Below are 26,796 nucleotides of genomic sequence, written 5' to 3'. Positions count from 1 at the left end.
TCCAGAGGAGAAATCTCCCATGAGGTCAGGGATCAAGCCAAGCGCTAAGGTGGCACCCCGTGACTGAAGTGTCCGCGCTCTCCCCTGTGCCCCGTGGGTCCCGTGACGCCCTGCTCAAGTTCTACTTCGGGCCGATGGACTGCGGGAAGTCGACCCTGGCCCTGCAGATGAACTACAACCACGGCCGCCAGGGCAGGCGCGGGCTGGTGCTGACCAAGCACGACCGGTCCGGCCAGCCGAGGGTCACCAGCAGGATCGGGCTCGGCCTGGAGGCCGTCGAGGTGGTCGACTCGATGGACCTGGTGGAGCTGGTGCGCGGGCACGACCGGATCGACTACCTGATCTGCGACGAGGCGTGCTTCTACACGGTGGAGCAGATCGAGCAGCTCGCCGACCTGGTGGACGAGCACGGCGTCGACGTGTACGCGTTCGGGCTGGCCTCCGACTTCCGCTCGGTGCTGTTCCCCGCCGCGCAGCGGTTGTTCGAGCTGGCCGACGAGGTGTGCCGGCTGCAGGTCGAGGTGCTGTGCTGGTGCGGGCGGCCGGGGCTGCTCAACGCGCGGGTGGTGGGCGGCGAGATGGCGCGCACGGGCGAGCAGGTGGTGATCGGTGACACCGACGCCTCACCGGTGCGCTATCAGGTGCTGTGCCGCCGCCATCACCGCTCGGGGCTGCTCGGCGAGGGCACCGGGTCCTGAACGAGCCGGTCGAGCGCGGCGCGCAGCAGCCGGGCGTCCTGCTCGGGCAGCCCGGCCAGGAAGGCGCGCTCGGCGGCGGCCGCGGCCTCCGTGGCCCCGCGCAGGGTCTCGCGCCCGCCGGGGGTCGGCTCGACGGCGTTCTTGCGGCGGTCGGCGGGGTGCGGGCGGCGTGACACCAGGCCCTTGCCCTCCAGGGAGTCGATGAGCGCGACCATGGTGGTGCGGTCGATGTCGAGCCGCTGAGCGGCCTGCTGCTGCGAGAGCGGCTCGGGCGCGTCGAGGACGCGCAGCACGGCCAGCTCGCGCCCGTCGATCCCGTACGGCTCCAGCGCGGGGCCGGTCAGCGCGGCCAGCCTGAGCTGGGCGTGCTTGAGGAGGTACGCAAGAGGTCTCGACACGGCTCGATTCTCGCACTACGTTAATCATCAGTCGTACTGACAATCAGTGGAGCTGATGTACATGCCGAGCTTCGGCATCAAGACCGTGCCCGTCGGCGTCTCGTACCGGGATCTGCTGCGGGTCTGGCAGGAGGCGGACGCCGAGCCCGCCATCGAGCACGCCTGGCTGTGGGATCACCTGCTGCCGCTGTTCGGGCCGGTGGACGCCGACATCCACGAGGGGTGGACCATGCTCGCGGCGCTCGCCGCGCGGACCGAGCGGATCGGGTTCGGGCTGATGGTGACGGGCAATCCGGTCCGGCCGCCGGCGGTGCTGGCGAAGATCGCCGCCACCGTGGACGCCATCGCGCCCGGACGGCTGGTGCTCGGGATCGGCGTGGGCGGCACGCACCAGCCGGGAGACACGTACGTGCCGCGCGAGTACGAGGCGTACGGCCTGCGGGTCGCCACCCCAGGCGAGGGCGTGGCGCGGCTCGCCGAGGCGCTGACGATCATCAAGCGGATGTGGCGCGAGGACGGGTTCGACGTCGACGGGGAGTATTACCGGCTGCGGAACGTCGTGTGCGCGCCGAAGCCGGCGCAGGCGCCGCCCATCATGATCGGCGGGTGGGGCGCCAGGACCCTGCGGGTGGTGGCCGAGCACGCCGACATCTGGAACGTTCCCGGACCGCCGCACAACTCGGTGGGGTATCTCGCCGAGCGAGCCGAGGTGCTCGACGGGCACTGCGCGGCCATCGGCAGGGACCCGGCGGAGATCCTCCGCTCCACGCAGGTCATAGCCGACCTGGACGACCCGGAGGGGACGCGGCGGACCGTGCGCGACCTGCTGGCCGTGGGGGTGACCCACATCGTGATCAACCTCAGGCCGCCGTTCTCCCCGGGGGCGGTGCGGTGGGTGGCCGACGAGATCGTGGCTCAGACCGCGCAGTAGCCGTCGTCGCAGCCGTCGCCCGGGGTGGCGAGCTGCTGGATCGGGGTCTCGCCGACGCGCTCGGCCACCTCGTCGATGGCCGCCGTGAGGGTCGCCAGCGGCTGCGCGCCGGACACCGCGAACTGCCCCTCGAACAGGAACAGCGGCACGCCCGTGATGCCCAGCCGCCGGGCGCGGTCGATCTGGTCGCGGACCTCGGCCGCGCCCTCCCCGGTGTCGCGCACGCCCACCTCGGCGGCGAGCTTGGCGAGCACCTCGGGGTCGCCGACGTTCAGCCCGTCGGTGAAGTGGGCGCGGAACAGCCGCTCGGCCATCTCCTCGCCCAGGCCCTGGCCGGTGGCGACCTCGACGAGGCGGTGCGCCTCCAGCGTGCTGGTGCTGATCGCCCGGTCGAAGCGGAGGTCGAGACCGTCGTCGGCGGCCAGATCGACCACCCGGGTGACCATCTGACTCGCGCCGGGGCCGAACTTGCGCTCCAGCGCCTCCAGCACCGGCTCGCCCTCGGCGGGCGCGTCCGGGGACAGCTGGAAGGGACGCATGACGACCTCGATGGACCCGCCCTTGTCGCGGAACTCCTGTGCGGCGCGGGCGAACCGGGCGTGCCCGACGTAACACCAAGGGCAGACCACGTCGGAAAAGATCTCGACCTTCATGACTGGTGCAACCGCCCGGCCCCGCGGTCCATTCCTGGTCAGCCGGCGGCCAGCTCCTCCAGCCGGTAGGGGAGGTAGGCCGAGTCGTCGACCAGCGCCGACGCGCCGCGCCACCAGCCGAACCACTCGCCGCTGCGCCACATCCAGTCGACCCGCTCGATCGCGGCCACGACGTCGCCGACGGTGTCCCACCGCTCGCCGAGCTGCGCGGCGGTGGCGCCGTGGCGCAGCGCCCACTCGCGCAGGATCCGGGCCGCGGCGGTGTCCACCCGGCGCGCGTACGGGTCGGGCTTCTCCCCCGGCAGCCGGTGCGGCCCCAGCCCCGCCGCCACGCCCCAGCTCCACTGCGCCTCGGCCGGGCGGGAGTAGCGCAGCGAGTGGAAGTCGAGGTTGGAGCCCAGATCGTCGTCCGCCCTGCGCGTCACCACCGCGTCCAGGCGGCCGCCGGCGTCGAAGTGGACCACCAGCCGCTGCCCCGGCCGGACCCCGGGCGGCAGGCCGAAGCGGTCCTCGGCCTGCCACGAGTTCAGGTCGACCGCGGCGACCGGCTTGCCCCACAGCTGGTCGGCGGCGTCGTCGGACACCCAGGCGGCGAGCATCTCCAGCGCCGTCAGATCCGTCCACGGCTCGATCGCCACCGCCGTGCGCAGCACCTCGTCGGGGGCGGGCAGTTTGTCTCCCCTGGGCCGGGTCCACCACTGCTCGCCCAGCTCGCGGGTGCCGACCAGGAGGGCGGCGAGCGCGGCCAGCTCGGCCGAGCGCCGCGTCAGGGACGCGCCCAGCGCCAGCCCGACGCAGCGGTCGCAACGCTCGTCCCCGACGACCGGCCGCGCGTCGGCGATGAGCACGTCGGCGGTCGGGTGGTCCTCGCCCAGCAGGTTGCGGACAACCCGCCGGGCCTCGGTACGCGCGTCTTCAGCGTGAGCCTGCCGCATACCGTCACGCTACGCCCGGAGATCCTTTTCCGCGAGAGTCTCTGACCTGGGTCCTCCCGGCGCACCCGGCGCCGGAGAACGCTCCCCCGGCGGCCGTTCCCTGCCGTGGCGCGTGGGGCGGCGTCAGCGGCGGGCGCGGCCCAGGAGCCAGCCGATGACGGCGCTGCCGAGCGCCACCCCGGCGCCCATGCCGAAGGCGGCCAGCGGCACCCACGGCGGTGTCTCCGTACGGCGCCTGCCGGGCGCCGGCGGGCGCTCGTGGACGACGGGCCTGTCCGGAAGTGCCTGGGGCACGGGAGAGGAGTCCGGGGCTGGCGCCGGGACCGGGGCGGCCGGGGTGTCCGGGGCGGCGGTGAGGTGGCGTTCCACGGCGGCGAAGAACTCACCCGCCGTCTTCCTGGCCACCGAGCCCAGCATCCGCTGCCCCACTCCCCCGATCATCCCGCCGATCACGGCGTCGGCGTCGTAGTCGACGCGGGTCCCGCCGTCGATCTCGCTCAGCCGTACCGAGACGGTGGCGTCCACCGTGCCGGGGGCGCCCTGGCCGCGCGCCCGCAGCACGAAGCGTTCGGGGGCCGAGGGCTCCGCGAGCGCCACCTCTCCCTGATAGACCCCTTTCAGCGAGGCCACCCCGGCGTTGACGGTCATCCGGTACGTGTCGGGCCCGCACTCCTCCAGGCGCTCGCACCCGGGAATGGTGCACACCAGGACGGACGGATCCTGCAAGGCCGCCCACACGCGGTTTCTCTCGACGCCGATCACGGCGCTGCCTGCGACTTTCACACCGTCACTCTAGAAAGCGACGGCCCGCCGCGATAACGGCAACACCTGCCCAACGTCCGCGCGCCCTGTGATCACCGTCCACCGCTGGGCGTACGCGGAAATCCGCCGGGCGGGTGACGCGGCGTGGCGGGGCTGGACGGCATCGTTGTAGGGGCCGAGGGGGGCCTGTGTGACGAAGGTCGCAGCACATTGCTCTACAGACTGTAGTACTACTTTAGGTAGATGTACTACGCGCCGTAGAGCTCGTCGACCCGATGAGGGGACATGGACGCACTTGATCTCGCACGGTGGCAGTTCGGGGTGACCACCGTGTACCACTTCCTTTTCGTGCCGCTGACGATCGGCCTGGGCATCTTCGTGGCCGGGCTGCAGACCGCGTGGCACCGTACCGGCAAGGACCACTACCTCCGGCTGACGAAGTTCTTCGGCAAGCTTTTCGTGATCAACTTTGCGATGGGCGTGGTCACGGGCATCGTGCAGGAGTTCCAGTTCGGTATGAACTGGTCTGAATACTCCACGTTCGTCGGTGACGTGTTTGGGGCGCCGCTGGCCATGGAGGCGTTGCTGGCGTTCTTCCTGGAGTCCACGTTCATCGGGCTGTGGATCTTCGGCTGGGACCGGCTGCCGAAGCGGCTGCACCTGGCCTGCATCTGGGCCGCGACGCTGGCCTCGAACCTGTCGGCGTACTTCATCCTGGCCGCCAACGCCTGGATGAAGCACCCGGTCGGCTACGAGGTCGTCGACGGCCGGGCCAGGATGACCGACCTGTGGGCGGTACTGACCAACTCGACCGCGATCGCGCAGGTCCCGCACGTGCTGGGGGCCGCGTTCGTGGTGGCCGGCGGGTTCGTGCTCGCGGTGTGCGGCTACTGGCTGCTGCGGACGCGCGCGGAGATGTGGCGCTCCGCCGCCAGGGGCGCGCTGGTGATGACGGCGATCGCGGGCGCGGTCGTCGCGGGCACCGGCGACATGTCCGCCAAGCTGATGTACGAGCAGCAGCCGATGAAGCTGGCCGCCGCCGAGGGCCTCGAACGCGACACCGCCGGAGCCCCGTTCTCGATCGCGCCCGGCATCGAGATCCCCAAAGTGCTGAGCTTCCTGTCCACCAACGACCCGGACGCCGTCATCCAGGGCACCGAGGACCTGCAGCGGCGCTTCGAGCAGGAGTTCGGCCCCGGCGACTACCGGCCGGACGGGCCGATCGTGTTCTGGTCGTTCCGGGTGATGCTGGTCTTCGGCATGGCGACCGTCGGGCTGTCGGTGCTCGGCCTGTGGCTGACCCGCCGCCGGCGGGCGCTGCCGGACTGGCTGTCGCGGCTGTTCCTGCTGGCGCTGCCGCTGCCGCTGCTCGCGGTGACGGCCGGCTGGCTGCTGAGCGAGATCGGCCGCCAGCCGTGGACGGTCGCGGGCGAGCTGCTCACGGCGGCCTCGGTCTCCCCCGGGGTGAGCCTGACCGAGGTGGCGATCTCCCTCACGGTCTTCACCCTCCTGTACGGCGCGCTCACCGTGGCCGAGGCCGTCCTGCTGGCCCGGCACGTACGCAAGGGCCCCGAGGAACTCGTGCGCGTCCCCGCGCCCGAGAAGCGCCAGCCGTCGCTCATGTATTGAGGTGCTGACAGTGATCGACCTGTGGTTCATCATCATCGCCTTCCTGTGGACGGGCTACTTCGTCCTGGAAGGGTTCGACTTCGGCGTGGGGCTGCTGGCGCCGTTCGTCAGCAGGAACGGCGACGAGCAGCGGCAGTGCCTGCAGACGATCGGCCCGGTGTGGGACGGCAACGAGGTGTGGCTGATCACCGCGGTCGGCGCCATGTTCGCCGCCTTCCCGGCCTGGTACGCGGGCATGTTCAGCGGCTTCTACCTGCCGGTCCTGCTGGTGCTGGTCGGCCTCATCGTGCGCGGCGTCGGCCTGGAGTGGCGCGGCAAGGTGGACAACCCCGTCTGGTGCGACCTGGGCATCGTGATCGGCAGCGCGCTGCCCGCCTTCGTGTGGGGCACGGTCTTCGCCGACCTGCTGTACGGGAGCGCGACGGCGGCCCTCCTGGGCGGCGCGTTCTCGCTGACGGTCTGCCTCCTGCACGGCGCGGTGTTCCTGGCCCTGAAGACCCACGGCGAGGTGCGCAAGCGGGCCAGGTCGGCGGCGGTCGGCCTGAGCGCGCTCACCCTGCCGATCGGCGTGGTGGCCCTGTCGGGCATGGGCACGATCCCGTCGCTCGCCGCGGTGGCCGCGCTGGCGGCCGCGCCCGCCCTGGTGTGGCGGCGCCGCGAGGGCTGGGCGTTCCTGGCCATGGCGAGCACGATCGTGCTGGTGTCGGTGGCGGTCTTCGCCGAGCTGCGTTCCGCCCCGCTGCCGGGGCTGACGCTGGCCGAGGCGGCGTCCGGCCCGTACACGCTGACGATGCTCAGCTGGATCGGCCTGATCGCGCTGCCGTTCGTCCTCGGGTACCAGGGCTGGACGTACTGGGTGTTCAGGAAGCGGGTCCGGGTGGCCGCCCCGGCGGTGGCCGGTCAGTAACCGGTCCCGGCGGCGTCCTTGCCGGGGGCCGGGGTCTCGCTGACGCGGTGGTCGGTCAGGTGCAGGTCGCCGTCGAGCGGCACCTGCAGCGCCTCCAGCACCTCCAGGTCGCCGAGCACGGTCCACTTGGGCCCGACGAGGTGCGGCTTGTACTCGGGGGCCTGGTCCATCCAGGCGTTCTTGCCGTCCTCCGTGGCGAAGGTGCTCACGAAGAACTCGCCGTCGTCCGTCTTGCAGTAGCCGGTGCGGATGTCGGAGGCGTCGACCTGGATGCGGGGGGCGCAGCCCACCTTGTCGGAGAGCTGCTCCACGGTGAGGGCCGGCGCCTGCTCCTGCTTCTGGCCCGCGGCGACGTAACTGCCGTCCCCTCCGCCGGGGGTGCATGCGACGAGGAGCCCGGCCAGCACCGTGAACGCGGCCAGACGTGGATAAGTCGTCATGTGCGGAGGTACGCAGCCTCAGCGGCCCCGGTTCACCGCAAAATGACGCATCCGCGCGCGGCCAGGTCGCGCAGGGCAGGCGGGTCGCCGTCGAGCTTGTTCCAGCGCAGGTCGAGCTTCTCCAGGGCGGGAGGCAGGGCGGGCAGCTCGCGCAGCCGGTTGTCGCGCAGGTCGAGATGGCCGAGGCGGGCGAGCCGCGACAGGTCGGGCAGCTCACGCAGGAGGTTGTCGCGCAGGTCGAGCACCCGCAGCTCGCCCAGGTCGGCGATGGACGGGGGCAGGGCGGTCAGCCGGTTGCCCTTCAGGTGCAGCTCGCGCAGGGCGCGCAGCCGGCCGAGGCTCTCCGGGAGCGACTCCAGCCGGTTGCCGTAGAGCCGGAGCTCGGTCAGGGCGGCCATCCGGCCGAGGCTCTCGGGCAGCGCGCGCAGCCGGTTGTCGGTGAGGCCGAGGTAGGCGAGCCGGTCCAGCCGGCCGAGCGCCGCGGGCACCTCGGTGAGCAGGTTGTCGCTCGCGTACAGATAGTCGGTGAGCGGCAGGTCGAACAGCTCCGCCGGCAGGGACGTGAGCCGGTTGTGGCCGACGTCGAGCATGCGCAGCGCGGTGAGGCCGCCGACGGCGGGCGGCAGCTCGGTGAGGGCGTTCTCGGCGACGTTGAGCGTCCGCAGCCCGGTGAGCTTCCACAGCGCCGCGGGCAGCTCGGTGAGCCGGTTGCGGCCGGCGGACAGGTGACGCAGCCGGTCGCCGAGGCGGCCGGGGAGCCGCTCGACGGCGTTGCCGTACAGGGAGAGGGTCTCCAGGCCCGGCGGCAGCGGCGGGACCTCGGTGAGGAGGTTGCCGTCGGCGTGCAGGGCGCGCAGTGCCTGCAGGCCGGACAGGTCGGGCAGCGCGCGCAGCCGGTTGCCGTCGAGGCGCAGCTCCTCCAGCGCGGCCAGCCCGCCGACCCACGCGGGCAGGCCGGCCAGCGCGTTCCAGGCCAGATCGACCAGCCGGACGCCGGCCAGCGCGGACGCGGTGCCGGGCAGCTCGGTCAGACCGGCCGCGGGAGCGCGCAGCTCGCCGGCGGCCGGCTCGGCGTGATCTTCTGATGTCATGGGGGCGAGCCTGCCACGGCGCCGGTCAGCCGCGCAGGTCGAACAACTCCGACGGGGAGATCGGCATGCGGTCGATCTCGATGCCCTCCGCGTCCTCGATCGCCGAGGCGATCACCGCCGACACCGGGATGACGCCCGCCTCCCCCGCGCCCTTGATGCCCAGCGGGTTGAGCGGCGACGGGGTCTCCAGGTGGCCGGTCTCGACGTGCGGGATCTCGGTCGCGTACGGCATCAGGAAGTCCATGAACGAGGCGTTTACGAGCTGCCCGTGCGGGTCGTAGACCATCCGCTCGTACAGGGCGCCGCCGATGCCCTGCGCCACCCCGCCGTGGATCTGCCCCTCGACGATCATCGGGTTGATCAGCTTGCCGCAGTCGTGCACGACCGCGTACCTGACCACCTTGATCTCGGCCGTGAGCGGGTCGGTCTCCACGACGGCCGCGTGCATGCCCGCGGCGAAGGTGGAGCGGATCGGCGAGTAGTAGTCGCGGCCCTCCAGGCCGGGCTCGTCTCCCTCGGCGACCGGCGGCTTGTCCGGGGAGGCGGTGCCGGAGAACTGGGTGGCCTTGACGGCCTCGTCGTCGAACGCGTACCGCAGCGGGTTGGCCAGCACCGCGACCGTGGACAGCGGGACGGCCGCCGTCGGGTCGCCGACCACGTGCACCACGCCGTCGGTGATCTCCAGGTCGGCCGGGTTGGCCTCCAGCGCGTCGGCGGCGATGCGCAGCGCCTTGTCGCGGACCTTGCGGCAGGCGAGCGCGATCGCGTTGCCGCTCATGACCGCGGCCCGGGAGGCGAACGTGCCGACCGCGTACCCGAACCTGCGGGTGTCGCCGGTGACCACCGACACCCGGTCGATCGGCACGCCCAGCTCGGTGGCGGCGATCTGGGCGAACGCGGTCTGGTGGCCCTGCCCCTGGGAGGTGAGCCCGGTGGAGACGTGCACCCGCCCGTCGGAGGTGATCTGCACGTGCCCGCCCTCGTACGGGCCGACGCCGGTGCCCTCGACGTAGCAGCCGATGCCGATGCCGCGGTTCGGGGCGGGCTCGAAGTCGTCCCAGCCGATCAGCTCCTTCACCAGGCGGAGCATCTCGGGGTAGTTCCCGCTGTCGTAGATGAGCGGCCGGCCGTCCTGGAAGGTCATGCGCTGGTCGTACGGGAACTCGTCCGGCTGGATGAAGTTGGCCGCGCGCACGTCGGTGCGGTCCTTGCCCAGATGGCGGGCGATCTTGTCCATCGTCCGCTCCATGCAGAACACGCCCTGCGGGCGGCCCGCGCCCCGGTAGGGGGTGACCTGCACGGTGTTGGTGTAGATGGAGGAGAACTCGACCCGGTACGCGCCCAGCTTGTACGGCCCGAGCAGCTGGGTGGAGGTGACGATCGGCACGATGATCCCGTACGGGGTGTAGGCGCCGTGGTCGTGCAGGATGCGCACGTCCATGCCGAGCACCCGGCCCTCGTCGTCGAACCCGACCCGCACGTGCTGCACCTGGCCGCGCTCGTGCGCGGAGGAGATGAAGTGCTCGCGCCGGTCCTCGGTCCACTTGATCTCACGGCCGAGCCGCATGGCTGCCCACGGCACCAGGATCTCCTCCGGCCACGGGTGCACGATCTTGACCCCGAAGCCGCCGCCCACGTCGGGCGCGATGACCTCGACGTTGGTCAGCGGCAGGCCCAGCGCCGCGGCGACGGCCATGCGGACGCTGGTGGAGGTCTGGGTGCTGGAGTAGACGCGCAGGTCGGCGCCGTCCCAGCGGGCGTACACGCCGCGGCCTTCGAGCGGGGTGCTGGCGCTGCGCTCGATGTCGAGCCGGAACGACAGGGTGTGCGGGGCGCCCTCGATGGCGTCCTCGGCGCTCAGCCCGGCCGCGGAACGCACCTCCTGCACCAGGTGGGCGCCGACGTTGCCGGGCACGTCCTCGTGCACGAGGTGGCCGCCCTGCACGGCGTCCTCGACGCCGACGACCGGCTTGAGCGGCTCGTAGTCGACCTCGATCAGCCCGCAGGCGTCCTCGGCGAGGTAGCGGTCGGTGGCCACGACCATGACGACCGGCTCGCCGACGTGCCGCACCACCTCCCTGGCGAGGGGGTAGGCGGTGCGGCCGTGGGTGAGCGCCGGGTGCGGGATGAGCAGCGGCAGCGGCCGGCCGACCCGCTCCGGCAGGTCCTCCCAGGTGTAGATGGCGATCAGGCCGTCGACGTCGAGCGCGGCGGTGACGTCGATGTCGCGGATGCGGGCGTGCGCGTGCGGGGAGCGCACGAACGCGGCGGCGAGCTCGCCGGAGCCCAGGTCGTCGAGGTAGCGGCCCTGCCCGGTGAGCAGCCGGGGGTCCTCGCGGCGCTGCACCGGCTCCCCGAACAACCTGGTGCTCATGACTCCTCCGCCCTCAGCTCGGCGGCGCGGTGCACGGCCTTGGCGATGTTCTGGTAGCCGGTGCACCGGCACAGGTTTCCGGAGATGCCCTCCAGCACCTCCTCGTCGGTGGGCGCCGGGTTGTCCTCCAGCAGCGCCGTGACCGTGCAGAGGAAGCCGGGCGTGCAGAACCCGCACTGCAGCGCGTGGCACTCGGCGAAGGCCCGCTGCACGGGGGACATCCCGTCGGGCCCGGCCAGCCCCTCCACGGTGGTGATCTCGTGGCCGTCGGCGGTGGCGGCCAGCATCAGGCAGGAACGCACCGGCCGGCCGTCGAGCAGGACCGTGCAGCAACCGCACACGCCGTGCTCGCAGCCGACGTGGGTGCCGGTCAGGCCGAGGTCGTGGCGCAGGCAGTCGGACAGCAGCCGCCTGCCCGGCACCCGCACGCGGTGCGCGGTGCCGTTCACGACGAGGGTGATCTCGTGACCGGTGGTCATGCCGCCGCCTCCCTGGCCGCGTCCTTGAGCGCCTGCTCGGTCAGCACCCCGACCAGGTGGAGCCGGTAGGCGGCCGAGGCGTGCACGTCGCCGTCCGGCTCGGCGCGGTCGCGCACGGCCCGCACGACCTCCGGCCAGGGAACGGTCGCGGCGGGCCGGCGGTCGCACGCCTCGGTCACGTCGACCACGATCGGCACCGGGCCGACGCCGACGCAGCCGACCCTGGCGGCGCTGATGTGCAGGTCCTCGTCCAGCGTCACCACCGCGCACACCCCGGCCAGCGCGTAGTCGCCGTGCCGCCTGGCCACCTCGCGGAACGCGGTGCCGGTGCGCGGCGGCAGCGCCGGGAAGAACGCCGAGACGGCCAGCTCGCCCGGCTCGGCCGCGGACTCCATCGGGCCGGTGAAGAACGCGCCCGCCGGCACGTCCCTGGTCGCCGCCCCGCCTTCCGCGCGGCGCGCGAGCCGTACGGACCCGTCGAGCACGGCGAGGACGGCGGGCAGCTCGGCGGCCGGGTCGGCGTGCACGAGACTGCCCACCACGGTGCCCCGGTTGCGGATCACCGGGTGCGCCACCAGCCGGAGCGCCTGGACCATGAGCGGGTGCGGGGCGGCCCGCTCCACCTCGGCGTGCCTGGCCAGCGCGCCGACCGTGACCCCGGCGGGCCCCGCGTCGATCGAGCTCAGCGGGTCGAGCCGGTTGATGTCGACGAGGTGGTCCGGCGCGGCGAGCCGCATGTTGAGCATCGGGATGAGGCTCTGCCCGCCGGCGAGCACCTTGCCGTGCGCCCCCGCCCCGGCCAGGATCTCCAGCGCCTCGCCGAGGTCGCGGGGGGCGTGGTACTCGAACGGCGGTGGCTTCACCCGGCCTCGATCCTGACGGGTTCGGGGGTCCGGCGGGCGATGACCCGCAGCAGGTGCCAGCCGCCCACCACCACGATGGTGCCGAGCGCGATGCCCTCAAGCCTGAAGTCGCTGCTGATCAATTGCTTCACCGGTCCGATGGCCAGGATGATGCCCGCCCCGATCGGGACCATGTTCACGGGATCGGCGAAATCCACCCTGTTCTCGATCCAGATCTTGGCGCCGAGCAGGCCGATCATCCCGTACAGGATGACCGTGATGCCGCCCAGCACGCCGGACGGCGTGGCCGAGACCAGGGCGCCGAACTTGGGCATCAGGCCGAACAGGATCGCGATGACGCCGGCGATGTAGTAGGCGGCGGTCGAGTAGACCTTGGTGGCGGCCATGACGCCGATGTTCTCGGCGTAGGTGGTGGTGGGCGAGCCGCCGACCGAGGTGGCGACCACGGTGGCGACGCCGTCGGCGGCGATCGCCCGGCCCATGTACGGGTCGAGGTCCGTCTTGGTCATCTCGCCGACGGCCTTGACGTGGCCGATGTTCTCCGCCACGAGGGCGATCACGGCGGGCAGGACCAGCAGTACGGCCGAGGTCTGGAAGCTGGGCCAGGTGACGGGCGGCAGGCCCCACCAGTCGGCCGCCGCCACCCCGGAGAAGTCGACCCGGAAGTGGGCGGCGACCTGCACGGCGCCGTCGTCGTAGGCGGGCACCATGCCGAAGACCCGGTCGGCGGCCCAGGAGAGCACGTAACCGGCGACGAGCCCGACGAGGACGGCGATGCGGCCGACGAAGCCCTTGAAGGCCACCACGACGACGAACGTGATCAGCATGGTGATCAGCGCCATCCACTGGTCCTGCGGCCAGTAGACGTCCGCGACCACGTACGCGAGCCCGAACCCGATGAGCATGACCACCGCGCCGGTGACCGGCGGCGGGAAGATCTTGTTGATGATCTGGACGCCGAGGAAGTGCACCGCGACGCCGATCAGCGCCAGCACGAACCCGGCCACCAGGATCGCGCCCACCACGATGCCGTCGGCCTCGGGCGTGTCGCCGCCGAACAGCGCCCGGATCGCCAGCACGCCGCCCACGAAGGAGGCGCTCGTGCCCAGGTAGCTGGGCACCTTCCCCTTGACGATCAGCAGGAACAGGATCGTCGCGACCCCGGACATCATGATCGCCATGTTCGGGCTGAGCCCCATCACCAGGGGGAAGACGAAGGTCGCGCCGAACATCGCCACGACGTGCTGGGCGCCGAACCCCACCATGCGGGGCCAGCTCAGCCGTTCGTCAGGCTTGACCACCTCACCTGGAGCCAGATGCTTGCCGTCGCCGTGCTTGGTCCACCCGAATGCCATGTGAACCCCTTTTCCACCGGGCCGCGTGCTTGCGGGCACATTAGGCCAGCATGGGTGCTGGTACACCGGCATGATCTGCCAAATCTCACCGGTTGACCAGTGTTCCCGTTGCGCACTTCCGGCGGCGGGCTCATGTGATCGTTCCAGTGGCCGCCCGCGCGGGCCCTCAGCGGACGTGGATGGTGTAGCCCTCGCCGGTGACGACCTGGCCGGAGCGGATCTTCGCCGTCTTGCGGAGCTCCACCTCGCCGTCCACCTCCACCATGCCTTCGGCGATCAGCATCTTGGCCATGCCGCCGGTCTCGGTGACCCCGCAGTACTTCAGCAGGTCGCAGAGCGGGATGTAGTCGGAGCGCAGTTCGAAGTCCAGGTCCACGTGTGACCACCCTAGTACCGGGGTCACGAGGGCCACCACGGGCTGCGGGCGCGCAGGGCGGCCTGGCTGCGGCTGACGAGGCCCGCGTACGACTTGCCCGGGTACCACGGCATCGCGGCGAGCCGGTCGAAGCCGGGGATCGTCTCCATGTGGCGGACCATGCGCTCGCGCGTGTCCTGGTCCGGGAGGGGGCCGCGCATGGCGGCCACGTTCTCGGCGAGGTGGTCCGGGTTCGAGGTGGCGGGGATGGCGCAGGTGACGTCCGGATGCGAGATCACCCACTTGAGGAAGAACTGCGACCAGGTCTCGATGCCCAGTCCGGCGGTGAAGCCCGGCAGCGGCCGGCCTTCGACGATCCGATGCAGGCGGGCCTTCTCCAGGGGCATGTTCACCAGCACCGCGGTGCCGCCGGCCCGGGCCGCGGGGAGCACCCGGCGCTCGGCGGCGCGGGTGTGGATCGAGTAGTGCACCTGGACGAAGTCGAGCTCGGCCCGGCTCACCCAGTCGGCCAGGACGTCGTAGTAGACGGGGTCGTGGTGCGTGACGCCGATGAGGCGGACGCGCTTCTCCTTCTTCCAGGCGTGCAGCAGCGGGACCACCACGTCCACGTTGGTGAGGCTGTGACACTGCATGAGGTCGATCGGCCGGTCCCTGGACAGCCGGCGCGCCGAGCGGCGCAGGCTTTCGGCCGCGTGGCTGTCGTCCCACAGGTGGTCGCCGGTCGACCAGACCTTGTTCGCCAGGAACATCCGGTCGTTGATCCGCAGTTCGGTGGCGAAGTCGCCGAGGTTGGTCTCCGATCGCCCGTACAGCGGCGAGACGTCGAACACCCGCCCGCCCGCGCGCCAGTGGCGCCGTGCCACCTCTCTGATCCTTTCGCGGCCCCGGTCGGAGAGCGTGTCGAAGGTCTGGAACGTGCCGAGCCCGATCGCGGGCAGCCGCTCGCCGGTGGCCGGGACGACGCGGGTGATCAGGTCGTCCGGCGCGGGCCGGGTGGCCGGGCCGTCCGCCGCCGCCTGGGCTCCCAGGGGGAGCGCGGCCGCGGCGGAGCCGAGCATGACCTGTCGCCGGGTGGGGGTCCACTCCTGCATGCTGTGCGTCCTTTCCTTGGATTCACCGCCAATCGTGACTTTTCAGGCGCTCGGAGATCCAAGTCCGGTTGGGTGGGGTGAGATACCTTGCAGGTATGCCGGTGGACCTGCGGCTCATGCGCTACGTGATCGCCATCGCCGAGGCCGGCGGGTTCGAGGCCGCCGCCGAGCGGCTCCATATGACCCAGCCGCCGCTCAGCCGCCAGATCCGCGACCTGGAGCGCGAGCTGGGCGTCCCCCTGTTCCACCGCCGCCCGACCCGGCTCACCGAGGCCGGGCAGGTGTTCGTCGAGTCGGCCCGCCAGGTGCTCGCCGACGCCGAGCACGCGGTCGAGCGGACACGCGAGGCCGCCGGCCTGTCCAGCGGCGTGGTCCGGGTCGGCTACACGGTGACGACGGCCTTCGACGAGATGCCGAAGCTGTTCGACGCCATGCGCTCCCGCCACCCCGGCATCCAGGTGGACGCCCGGGAGGCGTGGGACGCCGAGCTGACCGCCGCGGCCGAGGCCGGCGAGCTGGACGTGCTGCTCGGCAGGCATCTGCCGGTCCCGGCCGGGTTCGGCACGGCGGTCCTGCGTACCGAGGACTTCGTCGTGGTCGTCGGCGCCGGCCACCGGCTGGCGGCCCGCCGGTCGGTGAGCCTGCGCGACCTGCGCGGCGAGACGCTGCGGTTCTTCCCGCGCCGCTTCGCCCCGCACTACCACGACCGGGTGCTGGCCGCGCTGGCGAGCACCGGCGAGACCTTCGAAGTGTGGGAGAACCCGCTGCCGGGCCTGCGCAACCTCAATCTCCACCTGCGGCAGGACGGCTTCATGTTCCTGCCCGGGTCGATCGCCCGCCTGCTCCCCGCCGGCATCGCCTGCCTGGCCGTCGCCGACGAGCTGCCCCCGATCGAGCTGGCCGTCTCCTGGAACCGGCGCGGCACCCGGGCCGTGACCGCGCTCGTCCACGCGGCCCGCCGCCTGGCCGGCGAAGAGGGCTGGTCCCGGGGCGTCAGTGCTCCCGCGGCACCTTCACGGGCGCGCTGAACGGGAACACGAAGAGCGGGCCCGTGACGACCGCGTTCTCGCTGCCGGGGCCGAAGGGCAGGTCGGCGGTCTGACGGCAGGTGCCCCGGTCCACGATCTTGTAGACGGGGTCCTGCCCGCCCGGCCCGGCGTTGAAGTAGCCGGTGAGCGAGATGCGGTCGCGCACCCGGCCGCGCTCGTCGACGAAGAACCCGTGGATCGGCGCCGTGGCGGCGAACCCGTCGTCCGTCAGGACCTCCTGGACCAGGTCCGAGATCAGGAAGCGGAGCGTGCGGCCGTCGGCGTCGGTGACGGTGCCGTCGAGCGTGCCGAGGAACGGGGTGAAGATCCCGGGCGCGCCGGCGGCGAACCCCGGCGGGTAGGGCGGGGGCCGGGTGCCGAGGCGGGAGAGCCGCCAGGTGCGCTCGAAGGTGCCGGTCCTGATCGTGTAGGTGCCGTTGCGGCACTCGAAGGGCCGCAGCGTGAGCCCGGTCAGGTCGATCGTCTGCCGTTCGATCGGGTTGCCGGTGGCCGGATCGCCGAACCGTTCCTCGTCGATCCGCACGTCGAGGCCCCGCTTGGACAGGCGGAGCACGAAGCCGGGACCGACGGCCTTGACGTGGGACCGGTTCTCCTTGACCGTCAGCCCCGGCGCGCCCGGCGGCGCGGCCACGGCGGGCGGCGCGACGGCCGCCACGATCAGGGCGGCCAGCAGGGGGACGATGACGCGCAGGACTGGACGACCGGGACTCATGGGTCCTCCTCGCGGGCCGCGACGATCTCGTCATCGTACAGCGGCCCCTTCGGACGGTCGACGGGTCCGGTCAGATGCCGGTCAGATGCCGCGCATCCGCAGCACGTGCAGGGCCAGGGTGAGGTTGAGGCGCAGGTGCGGGTCGTCGGTGAAGTTGCCCAGCAGCCGTTCCAGCTTGCCGATCCGGTAGCGCAGGGTGTTGTAGTGGAAGTGCAGCCGCCGGGCGGTCTCGGCCACGTTGAGGTTGGTCTCCAGCAGGACCTGGAGGGTGCGGCGCAGGTCGGCGTTCTCGGCGTCGTCGTCGGAGGCCAGCGGGCCGAGCGTCTCACGGACGAACGCGTGCAGCTCGTCGGTGTCGTTGACCAGCGACAGCAGCCGGTAGACGCCGAGCTGGTCGAAGTGCGCCACCGCGCCGGGACCGTGCAGCTGGCGGCCCACCCGGGCGGCCTTCAGCGCCTGCGAGTACGCCTCGGGTAACGTCTCCGGGCCGCGGCTCGGCCGCGACGTGCCGGTGGAGAACGTGACGGGCGGGGTGTCGGCGAAGGCCGAGGCGGCGTCCTTGGCGATCCTGGAGCCGTCCACGGCGGCGTCCACCACCGCCACCACCTCGTGGGAGAACCCGGCCACGGCGCCGCGCGGGTCGTGCCGCCGCATCGCGGCGGTCCAGCACGTCACCAGCCGGTCCTGGGCGGTGCGCTCGTCGCCGTCGGGGTCGAGTTCGGCGACCAGCACGGTCACCGGCCGCTCCAGGTCCCAGCCGAACGCCCGCGCCCTGGCCACCACCCGCTCCGCGGAGCCGGCCCGGCCGGTGAGCACGTCGCGCAGGAAGTCGGCGCGATACTTGCTCTCGACCGCGTTGACCGCCTCCTGCCGCGTGACGGCGAGCGCGGCCACGGTGGCGGCCCGTTCCAGGATGCCGACGTCGCTGTCCTGGATGGTCCCCGACGGGCTGTAGGCGACGATGCGGCCGTGGTGGTGCCCGCCCGCGATCACCGGCACGGACACCGAGGTGCGCGGGCCGCCCGCCGCCGGGGCCGACACGCCGGCCGGCCCCTCGCGCAGGATGATCTCGCGCAGCGCCGGCTCGTGCGGCCCGGCCGCCGCCAGCACCCTGCCGCGCCCGTCGACGGCGGCCACCGACACGTCCAGCAGCGCCGCCACCTCCGTGGTGACCTCGTCCAGCCCGCCGCCGGCCAGCACGACCTGCACCAGCGCCCGGTGCGCCTCCTCGGCGCGGACGAGCACGGCCGCCTGCCGGTTGAGTATGTCGGTGAGCACCTGGTTGAGGATGTCGTCGAAGCCGACGTCGTTCGGCAGCAGGATGAGCGGGAAACCGAGCCGGTCCGCCTGCTCGACCATCTCCGGCGGCAGCTCGTCGACATACCGCCCGAGCTTGATGGCGAGCGCCGCCAGCCCGCGCTCGTCCAGGTCGGTCACCAGGCGGCCGAGCGACTGCGGCGTGTTGCGCAGCGGGTAGCCGGTGGTGAGCAGCAGCTCGTGCGGCTTCACCCAGGCCAGGATGTCGGGCACCTCCATGACGTTGAGGCGCTGCACGATACGGCCCAGACCGCTCTCCCCCGCGATCAGCCGGGCCTCCGCGAGAGTCGACACGCCCAGCAGCTCTCCGACGGACACGCCGTGGATGATCGTTCCGGTGCTGGCGAGACGAACCGGGGGCTCCATGTACAGATTGTGGCCCCACATACCGTCTGTCAGGAAGAGCCAGTCTTCACGCTGACTGTTGGCAAATTTCTCCGTACGGGGGGTTGCCGGGGGCGTTCTACGGTCAGATCCAAGGTCGGCAGGGAGGTCCGGTGACGGTCGGTACTCACGCGAGGCGAGTGCGTACGCACGTCACGGGCGCCGCGAGCGCCGCGGTGCGCCCGGTCCTGGAGGGCTCACGGCGGCCCGCCCGGGCGCTCGCCGTGTTCCCCGCGGGCCTCTACCTCGAAGTCAGGACCGACCTGGAACCGTCGGTGATCGCCGTGGTGACCGGCGCCGCCACCCGGCTGCCGAACGCGGTGCTGCTCGCCGGAGCCCTGCCCAGCGTGACCATGGGTGACGAGGCCTTCGTCGGCGACGGCACGGTCGACGTGGGCGGCCTGAGCCTGCGCGCCCGCCGCTGGTGGGACCCGTCGCCGCCGCTGGGCGAGGTCGACCCGGCGGCGCTGCCGCCCGCGTCGGCGCTGGCCGGGCACGGCACGCCGGGCCTGGCGGGCAACGACGCGATCGAGCTGCTGGCGGCCGGCTGCGCCTCCGGGCGGCTGCTCGGCGCGGTGACGGCCGCCGAGCGGCTGGTCGGCCTCGGCCCCGGGCTCACGCCGAGCGGGGACGACGTGCTGGCCGGGCTGCTGGTGACGCTGCGCCACCTGGGGACGGCCACCGGCGCCACGCGGGCGCTCGACCTGGCCGGATGGCTGGGGGCGACCGTCACGTTCGACGCGCGCACCCGTACCACGCCCATCTCCGCGACCCTGCTGCACTGCGCGGCGCGCGGCGAGGCCTGCCCCGAGGTGCTCGCGGTGCTGCGCGGGCTGGCCGGACGGCAGCCGCTGGAGCCGGCGCTGCGCCGGCTGTCCGGCCTCGGCCACACCTCGGGCGCCGACCTGGCGCAGGGCATCGCGATCGGGCTGGAGACGGTACGGGCGCTGAGCGGGCAGGCCGTGGCCGCCCGGAGAGGACGGGGATGAGCGACGCGGTCTTCCTTCGCAAGGGCGTCTACCACGACTCGGTGACGCTGATGCGGGTGAGCAGGGCGCTGTCGGAGCTGCCGGGCACGGAGGTGGCCGTCGTCGCCATGGCCACCGAGCTCAACCTGGAGCTCGCCCGCGACCTGGGATTCGAGCTGCCGGCGGCGGACCCGGGCGACCTGCTGGTCGCGCTGCGCGGGCCGGACACCGCGACGGCCGCGCACGAGCTGGACCGTCACCTGGCCGCCCTCACCTCGGCCGGCCCCGGCCGGGAGAGCGAGCAGCCGCCGCTGACCACCCGCTCGGCCGCCCGCGGCGGAGCGGACCTGGCGCTGGTGTCGGTGCCCGGCGAGCACGCCTTCGCCGAGGCGATGGACGCGATCGAGGCGGGGCTGTCCGTCATGGTCTTCAGCGACGGCGTGCCGGTCGAGCGCGAGCGGCTGCTGAAGGAGCGCGCGGACGAGCGCGGCGTGCTCGTCATGGGGCCCGACTGCGGCACGGCCGTGGTCGGCGGCGTCGGGCTGGGGTTCGCCAACGTGCTGCGCCCCGGGCCTGTCGGGCTGGTGGCCGCGTCCGGGACCGGCGCCCAGCAGGTGAGCTGCCTGCTGGACCTGGCCGGGGCGGGGGTCAGCCATGTGCTCGGCGTCGGCGGCAGGGACCTGTCGGCCGAGGTCGGCGGCCGCTCCGCCGTTCGGGCGCTGCGCATGCTGGACGAGGACCCGGCCACCGAGCTGATCGTGCTGATCTCCAAGCCGCCGGACCCGGCGGTGGCTGAGCGGGTGCGCGAGGTCGTGGAGTCGCTGCGCACCCCGGTGGTGGAGGCGCTGCTCGGCGTCGGCGCGGACCTCACGGCCGCCGCCGAGTCGGCGCTGCGCGCGCTGGGCCGCCCGGTGCCCTCCTGGCCCTGCTGGGACGGCTCGGGCGGCAGGACCCGGGCCTCCGCCGGCGGCCGGTCGCTGATCGGGATCTACTCCGGCGGGACCTTGTGCGCCGAGGCCGCGCTGATCGCCGGGACCGGCGCGTTCACCGACTACGGCGACGACGCCTACACCCGAGGCCGCGCCCACCCGATGATCGACCCGACGCTCCGCCTGGAGGCGCTGGGCAAGGTCCCGCCGGACAGCGTGGTGCTCATGGACGTGGTGCTCGGGCACGCCGCCGACCCCGACCCCGCCACCACGCTCGCCCCCGCGATAGCCGCGCTGCCCGCCGCCGTCGTGGTCGCGCTGATCGGCACCGAGGCCGACCCGCAGGACCTGCACGGCCAGGCCGCGGCCTTCCGCGACGCCGGCGCCGTCGTGTTCACCTCCAACGCGCAAGCCGCCCGCCACGCCAGGGACCTGCTATGACACTGCTCGACGGACCGCCCCGCGTCATCACGGCCGGCGCCGGCCTGCTCGCCGACGCGCTGCGCGAGCAGGCCGCCGACGTCACCGGCGTCGCCTGGCGCCCGCCCCTGGCGGGCACCGCGGACGCCCTGGCCAGGGTGCTCGCCGACCCGCGCAGTCAGGCGGCCAACGACCTCGCGGTGCGCCGCCTGACGTCAGCCAGGCCGCAGCTGACCGGGGTGCGGCGGGCGTCCGAGGTGCTGCGGCAGGGTGAGCGCGCGTTCCTGCACGCGGGCCCGCCGATCACCTGGGAACGGGCCTCGGGGCCGATGCGCGGCGCGCTCATCGGCGCGATGCTGTTCGAGGGGTACGCGCACGACGAGGACGAGGCCGTGGCCCGGCTCTCCGGGGGCGAGGTGCGGCTGGCGCCCTGCCATGGGCACGCGGCCGTCGGCCCGATGGCGGGCCTGGTCAGCCCGTCCATGTGGCTGTTCGAGGTGCGCGACACCGAGCACGGCGGCACCGCCTACTGCTCGCTCAACGAGGGCCTGGGCAAGGTGCTGCGGTACGGCGCGTACGGGCCCGAGGTGCTCGACCGGCTGCGCTGGATGGACACCGTGCTCGGGCCGGCGCTGTCGGCGGCGGTCGAGCTGACCGGGCCGATCGACCTGCGCTCGCTGATCGCCCAGGCGCTGCAGATGGGCGACGAGCTGCACAACCGCAACCGGGCGGCGACCTCGCTGCTGCTGCGCGAGCTGGCCCCGGCGATCACGGACGCGGCCCCAAGTCACGCCTCGGAGGTGCTGCGCTTCATCGCGGGCAACGACCACTTCTTCCTCAACGCGGGCATGGCGGCGGCCAAGGTGAGCACCGACGCGGCCCGGGACGTCCCCGGCTCGACCCTGGTCGTGGCCATGGCCAGGAACGGCACGGACTTCGGCGTGCAGGTGTCGGGGCTCGGCGGGCGGTGGTTCACCGGGCCGGCCGGGGTGCCCGACGGGCTGTATCTGGGCGCGTACGGGCCCGCCGACGCCAACCCGGACATCGGCGACTCGACCATCACCGAGACGTCGGGGCTGGGCGGGTTCGCCATGGCCGCGGCGCCGGCGATCGTCCGGTTCGTGGGCGGCGAGGTCGCGGACGCGGTGGCCGCCACCCGGTCGATGTACGAGATCACGCTGGCGGAGCATCCCGCCTACCAGATCCCGGGGCTCGGCTTCCGCGGCACGCCCACCGGGATCGACGTCACGCTCGTCGCCAGGACCGGCCTGCTGCCCGTGGTGAACACCGGGATCGCGGGCAAGGTCGCGGGGACCGGGCAGGTCGGCGCGGGGCTCGTCAGCCCTCCGGCGGAGGCGTTCACGGCGGCGCTGCGCGCGCTGGCGGACGCGGTCGTTGATCCTTTCGACATATAGCAAAACAGCACGTCAACCCCCAAAAAGTGCGACCACGGTTCCCTCACGGATTCACCTGCCTATATGGTGGCGAATCCCCTAATGTGAAACTACGGCGCGACTTTGTGTTACTTCTGAGGCTTGAGATGGGGGCGGGACATGGCAGCCGACCGCGTGCTCAGCGGCCCCGGCGCTGAGGGCGGCACTCCACAGAGCCAGGGCAAGCTCATCGGCCGGCGCTACCGGCTGATGTCGCCCGTCGGCCGGGGCGGCATGGGCGTGGTGTGGCACGCCCACGACGTCCTCCTGGACCGGGACGTGGCGGTCAAGGAGCTCATCCTCCCGTTCGGGCTGGACCACGCGGGCAAGCAGGCGGCGCACCGCAGGGTGCTGCGCGAGGCCAGGTCGGCCGCGCGGCTGCAGCACCCGGGCATCGTCACCGTGCACGACGTGGTGGAGGAGGACGGCCGTCCCTGGATCGTCATGGAGCTGGTCCGCGCCTGGTCGCTGGAGCAGGCCGTGCGGCAGAGCGGCCCGCTGCCGGTGATCCAGGCCGCGGAGATCGCCATCCGGGTGCTCGACGCGCTCCGGCACGCGCACGCCGCCGGCATCCTGCACCGCGACATCAAGCCGGGCAACGTGCTGCTCACCACCGACCGGGTCGTGCTGACCGACTTCGGCATCGCCGCCATCGAGGGCGACGTCACCATCACCCAGACCGGGCTGCTCATGGGCTCGCCCGCGTACATCCCGCCGGAGCGCCTGTCGGGCCAGCCGATCTCCGCGGCGGCCGACCTGTGGTCGTTCGGGGCGACGCTGTACTCGGCCGTCGAGGGGCGTCCCCCGTACGAGGGGCCGGACGCGGTGGCGGTGCTGGGCGCGGTGCTCACGCAGGAGCCGTCCAGGCCGCAGCGCGCGGGCGCGCTGATGCCGGTGATCGAGGGGCTGCTGCGCAAGAACCCGGCCGAGCGGCTCACCGCCGACCAGGTGGTCGACATGCTGGAGCGGGTGCTGCTGGCGCACGGCTCGGCCCGGCCGCGCAACCCCGAGGCGCCGGCGCCGCTGCCCACCATGGGCGACTCGACGCCGGCGGGGCTGCTGCCGCCGCTGGAGCCGCCGTCCGGGCCGCTGCCCTCGCGGATCGTGGAGACGCCCTCGGGTCCGGTACGCGTCCCGTACGACCCGGAGAGCCCTTCCGGCGGTTATCCCGCCCCGTACGACGCGGCCTCCAGCCCGTCCGGCAGCCACCGGACGGACCAGTTGCCGAGGCCGGACTTCGACGCGTTCTCCTCGGGCCCGCACTCACTGCCGGGGCTCGGCGGCGCGGCGTCGCCACGATCGCTGTCGGACCCGGCTCCCGGGGCGTACTCCTCGCCGGGCAGCGTCTCCGGCCCCTACCCGATGCCGGGGGCGCCGGGCAGCGTGTCCGGCCCGTACCCCGTGCCGGAGGCGCCGGGCGGCGCGTCCGGTCCGTACCCGATGCCGGAGCAGGGCCTGGGCGGGCCGTCGGGACCCTACGCGACGCCGGGCCGGGGCGCCCGCGCGGACGGCCCGTCGTTCCCCGGCCGGGACCGCCCGCTGGGCCCGGACGACTCCGACGACCGGACGGCGCCGCCGATCCTGCCGCTGACCAGCGACAGCCGCAGCGCGGGCGTCTCGTCACGGTGGCCGCTGGCCACCGACGACGACCTGCGTGACCAGTCGCACAAGCTGTCCAGGGACGTCAGCCGCAGCCGTCTGGCCCAGTTGCCGGGCAGCGGCCCGCACCGGCCCACCACCAGCAGGCGCAGGCCGGAGGAGACCGGCAACGCGTGGGTGCGCGACGGGCGGCCGACGCCGCTGCTGATCGTGGCCGCGGTGGCGGCCGTGGTCGCCGTCGTGGCCGCGCTGATGATCTTCGCGTCGGGCGGCCCGGAGGAGCCCGCGGCGACCCCGTTGTCGGTCACCAGCAGCGCCCCGAAGAAGGCCGATGCCTCCCCCGTGCCCGACGGGTACACCGAGGAGACCCCGCCGGGCTTCAGCGCGGGCGTGCCCGAGGGCTGGAAGGTGAGCACGTCGGACGGCCAGACCACGATCACCGGGCCGAAGGACTCGGGCATCGAGGTGGTCGTCGCCCAGGTGGCGCCCCGGAACGACGGCGGCCTGTCGGAGCTGACCCGCGAGGAGGCGGACGGCGGCCGGGACGGCTACATCCAGGTGCAGTTGCAGAACGTCGGCTACCGCGGCTGGAAGGCGACCGACTGGGAGTACACCTACGCCAGCTCGAACGAGGTGCCCAGGCACGCGCTCACCCGGTTCGTCACCGTCGACGACGAGACGGCGTTCAAGATCACCTTCGACATGCCGGAACTCGTCTGGGACGACCAGGCCGAGACCCGCAAGGTCTTCTTCGACACCTTCCGTCAGTCCAGCTGACTCGCGACGCACCTGGTGGAAGCCCCCTGCGGCGCAAGATCATGCTGTACGGTCTGGGCATGAGGATCGGGGCAATCTTCTTCTATCCCGTCAAGTCCACCGCCGGGCACGAGGTCGCCGAGGCGGAGGTGCAGCCCTGGGGGCTGGCCGGCGACCGGCGCTACGTCGTGGTGGACGAGCGTGGCGAGCCGCTCACCGCGCGCGAACATCCGATCCTGCTCGCCTGCGTGGCCCAGCTGGACGGGGCCACGATCAAGCTCACCGGGCCGCACGCCGACCCGCTGCGCGTCACCCCCACGACCCGGCGGTTCACGGCCCACTTCGGGAGCACTCCGGTGGAGGTCACCGACTGCGGTGACGAAGCCGCCGCGTGGATGACGGCGCTGACCGGCCGCCAGGCGCGGCTGGCCTGGCTGGACGACCCGACCCGCCGCCCGGTCGACCCCGCCTACGGACGGCCGGACGACCGGGTGAGCCTGGCCGACGCCTACCCGCTGCTGCTGACCTCGACGGCGTCGCTGGCCCGGCTCGACGACTGGATCGCCGAGACGGCCGCCGAGCGCGGCGAGGAGCTTCCCGGGCCGCTCGACATGCGCAGATTCAGGCCGAGCGTGGTGGTGGAGGACGCCGGCGAGCCGTTCGCCGAGGACGGCTGGCGGCGGCTGCGGATCGGCGAGGTGGAGTTCCGGGCGGTCAAGGGCTGTGACCGCTGCGTGCTGACGACCGTCGATCCGGACACGTACGTCAAGGGCAAGGAGCCGATCCGCACGCTGAGCCGCCATCGCAAGCGGGACGGCCTGGTGTGGTTCGGGGTCAACCTGATTCCCGACGGTACGGGCACCATCAAGCGAGGTGACCCCGTCACGATCCTGTAGTCCCGAAAGCGCCCTTTAAGGCGATCTTTGGGGATATGGGAGACTTCACGGGTGACGAGCACCCCCACGGCCTCCGGCGTCTCCTCCTCAGGACACCTCAAGGCGATCCAGCGCCGCACCCTGATGGTGCTCTCGGCCGCCCAGATCGTGGGCGGCGTCGGCGTCGCCGTCGGGCTGGCGCTCAGCTCCGTGGTCGTGGACCAGCTCTCCGGCTCCACGATGATCAGCGGCTTCGCCGGGACCGCCACCGTGCTGGGCGCGGCCCTGCTGGCGCTGCCGACGGCCAAGGCGTCCGGCCGCGGCGGCCGGCGGTCCGGCCTGGCGCTGGCCTACCTCGCGGCGCTGCTCGGCTGCGCCATCTCGGTCGCCGCGATCAGCATCGGCAACTGGCAGCTGCTGCTGGCCGGGCTGGTGCTGGTGGGCGGCGGCAGCGCGGGCAACCTCGCGGCCCGCTACTCGGCCACCGACCTGTCGCCGAAGAACCACGCCGCCCGGCACCTGTCGCTGGTGGTGTGGGCGGCCACGGTCGGCTCGGTGGCCGGGCCCAACCTGGCCGAACCCGCCGACCGGATCGGCATGGACGCCGGGCTGGTGGAGAAGGCCGGGCCGTTCGCGTTCGCCGCGCTGGCGTTCGCGCTGGCGCTGCTCATCGTCTTCGCCGGCCTGCGCCCCGACCCGCTCAAGCTGGCCAGGGAGCACGACGGCAGGAAGCCCACGACGGACGCGGGCAACCGGACGGTCCGCACCGCCTGGGAGATCCTGCGCACCACGCCGATGGCCCGCCAGGCCCTGGTGATGATCGCCGTCAGCCACACGGCGATGGTCTCGATCATGTCGATGACCCCGGTCAAGCTGCACCACGACGGCGCCGAGCTGGACGTGATCGGCATCGTGATCAGCCTGCACATCGCCGGCATGTACGTCATGTCGCCGGTGGTCGGCTGGCTGGCGGACAAGGTGGGCCGGGTGCCGGTGCTGCTGCTCGGCATGGGCCTGCTGCTGGCCTCCGCCGTGCTGGCGGGCACCTCGGGCCACCGGGTGTGGCAGGTGACCGTGGCGCTGTTCGTGCTCGGCCTCGGCTGGTCGTGCGGGCTGGTGGCCGGCTCCGCGCTGGTCAGCGAGTCGGTCGCGATCGAGGGCCGCCCGGCCGTGCAGGGCCTGTCGGACCTGCTCATGAACGTGTGCGGGGCCACCGGCACGGTCCTGGCCGGCGTGATCGTCGGCGGCCTGTCGTACGGGGTGCTGGGTCTCGGCGTGGGCGTGATGGTGGCGCTCGCCGCCGTGTGGCTGGCCTCGACGGCCCGCCAGTCGGGCGCCATCCGGCGTCCGCGCGACAGCTGAACGCCCGCAG

The 26,796-nt window shown here is 73.0% G+C and carries 25 protein-coding genes; 11 read left to right on the top strand and 14 right to left on the bottom strand.

From position 1 onward, the window contains the following. Nucleotides 1–59: 59 nt before the first annotated feature. Nucleotides 60–698 (top strand): thymidine kinase, encoded by a 639-nt coding sequence (locus tag ACGFI7_RS08505; protein ID WP_393400883.1) that lies wholly within the window; start codon nt 60–62, stop codon nt 696–698. On the opposite strand, the gene ACGFI7_RS08500 is transcribed toward ACGFI7_RS08505, so the two are convergent. Then, a complete protein-coding gene (locus tag ACGFI7_RS08500) occupies nt 659–1,096 on the bottom strand; it encodes a MarR family winged helix-turn-helix transcriptional regulator (protein WP_393400881.1) in 438 nt (145 codons plus the stop codon). The two genes, ACGFI7_RS08505 and ACGFI7_RS08500, sit on opposite strands and share 40 nt — an antisense overlap. Before the next feature lie 55 nt (nt 1,097–1,151). On the opposite strand from ACGFI7_RS08500, the gene ACGFI7_RS08495 reads away from it, so the two are divergent. After that, entirely contained in the window at nt 1,152–2,027 is an 876-nt protein-coding gene (locus ACGFI7_RS08495) for an LLM class flavin-dependent oxidoreductase (protein ID WP_393401907.1), read from the top strand. Here the strand turns inward: ACGFI7_RS08495 and ACGFI7_RS08490 are convergent. From ACGFI7_RS08490 to ACGFI7_RS08480, 3 genes are all read right to left on the bottom strand, one after another. Beyond that, nucleotides 2,012–2,680 carry a DsbA family protein gene (locus tag ACGFI7_RS08490; RefSeq protein ID WP_393400878.1) on the bottom strand — a complete coding sequence of 223 codons (669 nt, stop codon included), beginning with the start codon at nt 2,678–2,680 and terminating at the stop codon, nt 2,012–2,014. The genes ACGFI7_RS08495 and ACGFI7_RS08490 overlap by 16 nt on opposite strands. Before the next feature lie 38 nt (nt 2,681–2,718). Then, nucleotides 2,719–3,615: a hypothetical protein gene (locus ACGFI7_RS08485; protein ID WP_393400876.1), complete on the bottom strand. Its 897-nt coding sequence runs from the start codon at nt 3,613–3,615 to the stop codon at nt 2,719–2,721. Nucleotides 3,616–3,738: 123 nt separating this feature from the next. Continuing rightward, a complete protein-coding gene (locus tag ACGFI7_RS08480) occupies nt 3,739–4,398 on the bottom strand; it encodes a carbon monoxide dehydrogenase subunit G (RefSeq protein WP_393400873.1) in 660 nt (219 codons plus the stop codon). A gap of 264 nt (nt 4,399–4,662) precedes the next feature. On the opposite strand from ACGFI7_RS08480, the gene ACGFI7_RS08475 reads away from it, so the two are divergent. Both ACGFI7_RS08475 and cydB read left to right on the top strand, forming a co-directional pair. Next, entirely contained in the window at nt 4,663–6,006 is a 1,344-nt protein-coding gene (locus tag ACGFI7_RS08475) for a cytochrome ubiquinol oxidase subunit I (protein ID WP_393400870.1), read from the top strand. Nucleotide 6,007: 1 nt separating this feature from the next. Next, nucleotides 6,008–6,913 (top strand): cytochrome d ubiquinol oxidase subunit II, encoded by a 906-nt coding sequence (gene cydB / locus ACGFI7_RS08470; protein ID WP_393400868.1) that lies wholly within the window; start codon nt 6,008–6,010, stop codon nt 6,911–6,913. Here cydB and ACGFI7_RS08465 read toward each other — a convergent pair. The 8 genes from ACGFI7_RS08465 to ACGFI7_RS08430 all read right to left on the bottom strand — a co-directional run bounded on the left by ACGFI7_RS08465 (nt 6,907) and on the right by ACGFI7_RS08430 (nt 14,982). Next, nucleotides 6,907–7,353, bottom strand: a complete 447-nt coding sequence (locus ACGFI7_RS08465) for a hypothetical protein (protein WP_393400866.1) — start codon at nt 7,351–7,353, stop codon at nt 6,907–6,909. The genes cydB and ACGFI7_RS08465 overlap by 7 nt on opposite strands. A gap of 32 nt (nt 7,354–7,385) precedes the next feature. Beyond that, nucleotides 7,386–8,444: a leucine-rich repeat domain-containing protein gene (locus tag ACGFI7_RS08460; RefSeq protein ID WP_393400864.1), complete on the bottom strand. Its 1,059-nt coding sequence runs from the start codon at nt 8,442–8,444 to the stop codon at nt 7,386–7,388. Nucleotides 8,445–8,469: 25 nt separating this feature from the next. Beyond that, nucleotides 8,470–10,818, bottom strand: coding sequence for an aerobic carbon-monoxide dehydrogenase large subunit (gene cutA, locus ACGFI7_RS08455; RefSeq protein ID WP_393400862.1), 2,349 nt, complete (start codon nt 10,816–10,818; stop codon nt 8,470–8,472). After that, nucleotides 10,815–11,297, bottom strand: coding sequence for a (2Fe-2S)-binding protein (locus tag ACGFI7_RS08450; protein WP_393400859.1), 483 nt, complete (start codon nt 11,295–11,297; stop codon nt 10,815–10,817). Before ACGFI7_RS08450 ends, cutA begins: the two co-directional genes overlap by 4 nt. Continuing rightward, complete coding sequence (locus ACGFI7_RS08445; RefSeq protein ID WP_393400857.1) at nt 11,294–12,160, bottom strand: FAD binding domain-containing protein; 867 nt, start codon at nt 12,158–12,160, stop codon at nt 11,294–11,296. The genes ACGFI7_RS08450 and ACGFI7_RS08445 overlap by 4 nt, the downstream gene beginning before the upstream one ends. Beyond that, nucleotides 12,157–13,515, bottom strand: coding sequence for a uracil-xanthine permease family protein (locus tag ACGFI7_RS08440; RefSeq protein ID WP_393400854.1), 1,359 nt, complete (start codon nt 13,513–13,515; stop codon nt 12,157–12,159). The genes ACGFI7_RS08445 and ACGFI7_RS08440 overlap by 4 nt, the downstream gene beginning before the upstream one ends. 166 nt (nt 13,516–13,681) lie before the next feature. After that, the gene (locus ACGFI7_RS08435) at nt 13,682–13,891 is read right to left on the bottom strand and encodes an RNA-binding S4 domain-containing protein (RefSeq protein WP_393400851.1); all 210 of its coding nucleotides are present in this window, start codon (nt 13,889–13,891) and stop codon (nt 13,682–13,684) included. A gap of 23 nt (nt 13,892–13,914) precedes the next feature. Beyond that, a complete protein-coding gene (locus tag ACGFI7_RS08430; RefSeq protein ID WP_393400848.1) occupies nt 13,915–14,982 on the bottom strand; it encodes an aldo/keto reductase in 1,068 nt (355 codons plus the stop codon). Between the two features lie 95 nt (nt 14,983–15,077). Here ACGFI7_RS08430 and ACGFI7_RS08425 point away from each other — a divergent pair, with 95 nt between their 5' ends. Continuing rightward, complete coding sequence (locus ACGFI7_RS08425) at nt 15,078–16,010, top strand: LysR substrate-binding domain-containing protein (protein ID WP_393400845.1); 933 nt, start codon at nt 15,078–15,080, stop codon at nt 16,008–16,010. Here ACGFI7_RS08425 and ACGFI7_RS08420 read toward each other — a convergent pair. Next, nucleotides 15,976–16,743 (bottom strand): hypothetical protein, encoded by a 768-nt coding sequence (locus tag ACGFI7_RS08420; protein WP_393400842.1) that lies wholly within the window; start codon nt 16,741–16,743, stop codon nt 15,976–15,978. The genes ACGFI7_RS08425 and ACGFI7_RS08420 overlap by 35 nt on opposite strands. An 81-nt stretch (nt 16,744–16,824) precedes the next feature. After that, the gene (locus ACGFI7_RS08415; RefSeq protein WP_393400839.1) at nt 16,825–18,426 is read right to left on the bottom strand and encodes a PucR family transcriptional regulator; all 1,602 of its coding nucleotides are present in this window, start codon (nt 18,424–18,426) and stop codon (nt 16,825–16,827) included. A 131-nt stretch (nt 18,427–18,557) separates the two neighbouring features. On the opposite strand from ACGFI7_RS08415, the gene ACGFI7_RS08410 reads away from it, so the two are divergent. From ACGFI7_RS08410 to ACGFI7_RS08385, 6 genes are all read left to right on the top strand, one after another. Continuing rightward, entirely contained in the window at nt 18,558–19,433 is an 876-nt protein-coding gene (locus ACGFI7_RS08410; protein ID WP_393400836.1) for a DUF2877 domain-containing protein, read from the top strand. Then, entirely contained in the window at nt 19,430–20,782 is a 1,353-nt protein-coding gene (locus tag ACGFI7_RS08405) for an FdrA family protein (RefSeq protein ID WP_393400833.1), read from the top strand. Before ACGFI7_RS08410 ends, ACGFI7_RS08405 begins: the two co-directional genes overlap by 4 nt. After that, complete coding sequence (locus ACGFI7_RS08400) at nt 20,779–22,176, top strand: DUF1116 domain-containing protein (RefSeq protein ID WP_393400830.1); 1,398 nt, start codon at nt 20,779–20,781, stop codon at nt 22,174–22,176. Before ACGFI7_RS08405 ends, ACGFI7_RS08400 begins: the two co-directional genes overlap by 4 nt. Before the next feature lie 138 nt (nt 22,177–22,314). Then, nucleotides 22,315–24,570, top strand: a complete 2,256-nt coding sequence (locus tag ACGFI7_RS08395; RefSeq protein WP_393400827.1) for a protein kinase — start codon at nt 22,315–22,317, stop codon at nt 24,568–24,570. A 59-nt stretch (nt 24,571–24,629) separates the two neighbouring features. After that, nucleotides 24,630–25,445, top strand: a complete 816-nt coding sequence (locus tag ACGFI7_RS08390; protein ID WP_393400824.1) for an MOSC domain-containing protein — start codon at nt 24,630–24,632, stop codon at nt 25,443–25,445. 51 nt (nt 25,446–25,496) lie between these two features. Further along, complete coding sequence (locus tag ACGFI7_RS08385) at nt 25,497–26,786, top strand: MFS transporter (RefSeq protein ID WP_393400821.1); 1,290 nt, start codon at nt 25,497–25,499, stop codon at nt 26,784–26,786. Nucleotides 26,787–26,796 lie beyond the last annotated feature (10 nt).

It is taken from the genome of Nonomuraea sp. NPDC048826 (genome assembly GCF_043198225.1).
Lineage (GTDB): Bacteria > Actinomycetota > Actinomycetes > Streptosporangiales > Streptosporangiaceae > Nonomuraea.
The sequence above is the reverse complement of the archived record's forward strand: the minus strand, read 5'-3'. Positions and strand labels throughout refer to the sequence as shown.